The 4,742-nt window shown below is 70.7% G+C and carries 2 protein-coding genes and 1 pseudogene; 2 read left to right on the top strand and 1 reads right to left on the bottom strand.

Annotated elements, in window-relative coordinates; translation table 11 throughout:
- The first annotated feature begins 62 nt into the window (after nt 1-62).
- Nucleotides 63-1,277, top strand: coding sequence for an efflux RND transporter periplasmic adaptor subunit (locus V7067_RS06230; protein WP_334175019.1), 1,215 nt, complete (start codon nt 63-65; stop codon nt 1,275-1,277).
- Between the two features lie 12 nt (nt 1,278-1,289).
- Nucleotides 1,290-4,391, top strand: a complete 3,102-nt coding sequence (locus V7067_RS06225; protein ID WP_334175018.1) for an efflux RND transporter permease subunit — start codon at nt 1,290-1,292, stop codon at nt 4,389-4,391.
- 125 nt (nt 4,392-4,516) lie between these two features.
- On the opposite strand, the pseudogene V7067_RS06220 reads toward V7067_RS06225, so the two are convergent.
- Nucleotides 4,517-4,742 (bottom strand): annotated as a pseudogene (locus tag V7067_RS06220) (CDP-diacylglycerol--serine O-phosphatidyltransferase); the annotation flags it as partial.

Below are 4,742 nucleotides of genomic sequence, written 5' to 3'. Positions count from 1 at the left end.
GCCCCCGATACCGCTGCCTCTGATACCGCTGCCTCTGATCCTGCGACCGAGAGTCCCCGCTCATGATCCGCCCCGTTCCGACGCGCCCCCGCCCGGCGCGCTCCGCCTGCGTTGCCGGTCTTACGCTGGCCCTGCTGCTGCCGGCGGCCCGGCCGGCGCCGGCACAGCCGGCCGCCGCCCCCGCGGCCCCGCGCCCGCCGGCGGTCTCCGTCATGAAGGCCGAACCCGGCACCCTGACCGAGCGGGTGGTGGTGACGGGCGATATCGTGCCGCGCGAGGAGGTGCAGGTTTCCGCCGAAATCGACGGACAGGCCGTGACCGAGGTGCTGGCGGAAGCCGGCGACCGGGTGGAAAAGGGCGCGGTGCTCGCCCGTCTTTCGCGCGAAACCCTCGATGCCGCGCTGGCGCAGGCCGAGGCCCACGTGGCCCGCGCCGATGCCGCCATCTCGCAGGCCGAAAGCCAGGTCACCGAGGCCGGCGCCACGCTGGAGCAGGCGCGCAAGGTGTTTGCGCGCACCGACCAGCTGGCAAAAACCGGCGTCGCCTCGCGCGAGGCCTATGACCAGCGCAAGTCCGATGTCGATGTCGGCGCCGCCCGGCTCGCCGCCGCCGAACAGGCGCTGAAGGCCGCCCGCGCCGACAAGGCGCTGGCCGTCGCCCAGCAGCGCGATGCCGGCATCCGGCTGGAGCGCACCGAAATCCGCGCCCCCGCCGCCGGCGTCATCAGCCGTCGCGATGTGCGCGTGGGGCAGGTGGTGTCGTCGGCGAGCGGGCCGCTGTTCCGCATCATCGAGAACGGCGACCTCGACCTTTCCGGCGAGGTGGCGGAAGCCGTCATCGTGCGGCTGGCGGTGGGCGACGCTGCCGCCGTCACGCCGTCGGGCTTCGCCGGCCCGATCGCCGGCACGGTGCGGCGCATTTCGCCGGAGGTGAACGACCGCAGCCGCCTCGGCGAAGTGCGCATCGCGCTGCCGCAGGCGCCGGGCCTCAAGGTCGGCGCCTTCGCCCGCGGCGAGATCGAAACCGCCTCGCGGCAGGGCATCGTGCTGCCGATTTCCGCCGTGCTCTACGGCCCGCGCGGCCCGCAGGTGCAGGTGGTGAACGGCGGCGGCGTGGTGGAAACCCGCCCCGTCACCATCGCGCTCGTAGCCGAGGGCCGGGCGGTCGTCACCGCCGGGCTGAAGGCCGGCGATACGATCGTCTCGATTTCCGGCACGTTCCTGCGCAACGGCGACCGCGTGACGCCCATCCTGCGCGCCGGCAGCGGCACCAACTGAGGACCGTCCGCCATGGCGCTCAATGTTTCTGCATGGTCGATCCGCCGTCCGGTGCCGGCCATCGTGCTGTTCGCGGTGCTGATGCTGCTCGGCATCTTCGCCTTCCAGACCCTGCCGGTCACCCGTTTTCCCAATATCGACGTTCCCATCGTCTCGATCACCGTCACACAGGCCGGCGCCGCTCCGGCCGAGCTTGAGACGCAGGTAACCCGCAAGGTCGAGGATGCGGTCTCCAACCTCACCGGCGTCAAGCACATCGTCTCCACCGTCACCGACGGCCAGTCCCAGACGGGTATCGAATTCCGCCTCGAAGTCGACCCCGACCGCGCCCTCAACGACGCCAAGGACGCCATCGCCAAGATCCGCTCCGACCTGCCGCGCGACATCGACGAGCCGCTGATCCAGCGCATCGACGTGGAGGGGCAGGCGATCCAGACCTTTGCCGCCACCGCGCCGGGCATGACGCCCGAACAGCTCTCGTGGTTCGTCGACGACGTGGTGAAGCGCCGCCTGCAGGGGCTGCCGGGCGTCGGCCGGGTGGAGCGCATCGGCGGCGTCGAGCGCGAAATTCAGGTGCTGATCGACCCCGACCGGCTGATGGCCCTCGGCATCACCGCCGGCGAGGTCTCCCAGCGCCTGCGAGCGACCAATGTCGACCTTGCCGGCGGCCGCGCCGAAGTGGGCGGGCAGGAACAGGCCGTGCGCACACTGGCCGGGGCCCGCACCGTGGCCGATCTGGGCCAGACCGTCATCAGCCTTGCCGACGGGCGCACCGTGCGCCTTTCCGACCTCGGCACCGTGACCGACACGGTGGAGGAGCCGCGGGCCTTCGCCCGCCTCAACGGCGAAACGCCGGTGGTGTCGTTCTCCGTCTATCGCGCCAAGGGCGCCAGCGACGTGGATGTCGCCAATGTCACCGGCAAGGCGCTCGCCGCCCTCGGCCGGGACTATCCCGATGTCAGCTACACGCTGATCGACGATTCCGTGGCCTCCACCTTCGGCAACTACCGCTCCGCCATGGACACCCTCATGGAGGGCGCGGCGCTGGCCATCGTCGTGGTGTTCATCTTCCTGCGCGACTGGCGCGCCACGCTGATTGCCGCCGTCGCGCTGCCGCTGTCGATCATCCCGGCCTTCTGGCTGATGAGCCTGATGGGCTTTTCGCTCAATCTCGTCAGCCTGCTGGCGATCACGCTGGTCACCGGCATTCTGGTCGACGATGCGATCGTGGAAATCGAGAACATCGTGCGCCACATGCGCATGGGCAAATCGCCCTGGCGGGCGGCGATGGAAGCGGCCGACGAAATCGGTCTCGCGGTGATCGCCATCACCATGACCATCGTGGCGGTGTTCGCCCCGGTCAGCTTCATGGGCGGCATCGCCGGGCAGTATTTCAAGCAGTTCGGCCTCACCGTCGCCGTGGCGGTGCTGATCTCGCTGCTGGTCGCCCGGCTGATCACGCCGATGATGGCAGCCTATCTGCTGCGCCCCCATGCCGCCCATGCGGAGCGCGACGGGCGGCTGATGCAGGCCTATCTGCGCCTGCTGCGCTGGACGGTGCAGCGGCGCTTCGTGACGCTGGCCGCCGGGGTGGCGCTGTTTGCCGCCTCGCTGTGGGCAACCGGCCTGCTGCCGACCGGCTTCATGCCGGCCGAGGATACCGGCCGCTCGGTGCTTTCGGTGGAACTGCCCACGGGCGCGACGCTGGACGAGACCCGCACCAAGACCGATGAGATCGTAGCCGCCATCCGCGACGTTCCCGGCGTCGAGCAGGTGTTCGTGCTCGGCGGCACCACGCCGACCGGCACGCTGGAGGTGCGGCGCGCGGCGGTGTTCGTGCGGCTGGCCCCGCGCGGCAGCCGCGCCGGCACGCAGAAGCAGATCGAAGGCGAAATCACCCGCCGGCTGGCGGCGGTGCCCGATATCCGCGCCTATTACGTCAACGACCGCGGCGTGCGCGAAATGTCGGTGGCCCTGCTGTCGCAGGACCCGGAAGCCCTCGACATCGCCACCGGCCGCATGGAAGCGGCGCTGCGGCGCGACCCGCTGTTTACCAACGTCGCTGCCGATGCCGGCATCGAACGGCCGGAAATCCGCATCACGCCGCGCCTTGAGGAAGCCGCCCGCTTCGGCGTTTCCACCGAGGATATCTCGGCCGCCGTACGGGTGGCCACCATCGGCGACATCGACGCCAACCTGCCGAAATTCAATGCCGGCGACCGGCTGATCCCCATCCGCGTGCAGCTCGATACCGATGCCCGCAAGGATCTGGCGCTCGTGCAGACCATGGCGGTGCGCGCGGCCTCCGGCGAGCCGCTGCCGCTGGCGGCCATCGCCGATGTCAGCTTCGGGCAGGGGCCGTCGTCCATCGACCGCTACGACCGCCAGCGCCGGGTTTCCGTCGGTGCCGATCTGCCGGAGGGCGTGGCGCTGGGCGATGCCGTGGCGCGGGTGCGGACGGTGGCGGCCGGCGCCGGCCTGCCGGCGGCCGTCACCGTGCAGGACAGCGACGATGCGGAAATCATGGGCGAGGTGTTTTCCGGCTTCGCACAGGCCATGGCAGCCGGGCTGCTGATGGTGCTGGGCGTGCTGATCCTGCTGTTCGGCAGCGTGTTCCAGCCGGTCACCATCCTGCTGTCGCTGCCGCTGGCGGTGGGCGGCGTCATCATCGCGCTGCTCGTCACCGACAACGCGGTGTCGATGCCCGTCGTCATCGGCATCCTGATGCTGATGGGCGTCGTCACCAAGAACGCGATCATGCTGGTGGATTTCGCCATCGAGGCGACCGCGCGCGGAGCCTCCCGCACCGAAGCCATCGTCGATGCCGGCCGCAAGCGCGTCCGCCCCATCATCATGACCACCATCGCCATGGTGGCCGGCATGCTGCCGAGTGCGTGGGGCGTTGGCGAGGGCGGCGAGTTCCGCGCCCCCATGGCCATTGCCGTGATCGGGGGGCTGCTGGTCGGCACGCTGCTGTCGCTGGTCTTCGTGCCGTCGTTCTACACCGTCATGGACGATCTCTCGCGGCTGTCGGGGCGGCTGTTCCGCCGCTTCATCGGCCCGGGCGAGGCCGGAGAGGCGGAAAAGGCCGGCCCCGGCGGGCCCGCGGCCTGAAGCCCCCGCCCGGATCGGGCGGGGCGACCGGCCAAAAAACAAGGCGCTGCGAACGGGCCCGTCCGCAGCGCCTTTTGTTTTCCCGTCGCCTTCGTTTCGCTCTGCGCCTCTGCGCCGCCGCCGCTTCAGGCGGCCGGCGGCGGGGGCGCGGCCGGGCCGGAGAGCGCGGAGACCTGCCGGGCATGCTGCGCGGCGGCGCGGCGCCAGGCGATGACGCCCACCGGCAGACAGGCCAGATAGAGAACCGAGGCGATGGTCAGCATCTCGAACGGATAGCTGACGAGGAAGCCCGCGATCAGCACCACCAGCACGAACAGCGGCAGCACCAGATCGCGCCGCACCCGCTTGCCG

It is taken from the genome of Pseudoxanthobacter sp., from assembly GCF_036822375.1.
GTDB lineage: Bacteria > Pseudomonadota > Alphaproteobacteria > Rhizobiales > Segnochrobactraceae > Pseudoxanthobacter.
Note: the sequence above shows the minus strand (reverse complement) of the source record. Positions and strands in the feature narration are given on the sequence as shown.

What these genes read in the sequence shown, in the direction of transcription:
- V7067_RS06230 (WP_334175019.1), top strand. Translation starts at nt 63, where the DNA reads ATGATCCGCCCCGTTCCGACGCGCCCCCGCCCGGCGCGCTCCGCCTGC.
- V7067_RS06225 (WP_334175018.1), top strand. Translation starts at nt 1,290, where the DNA reads ATGGCGCTCAATGTTTCTGCATGGTCGATCCGCCGTCCGGTGCCGGCC.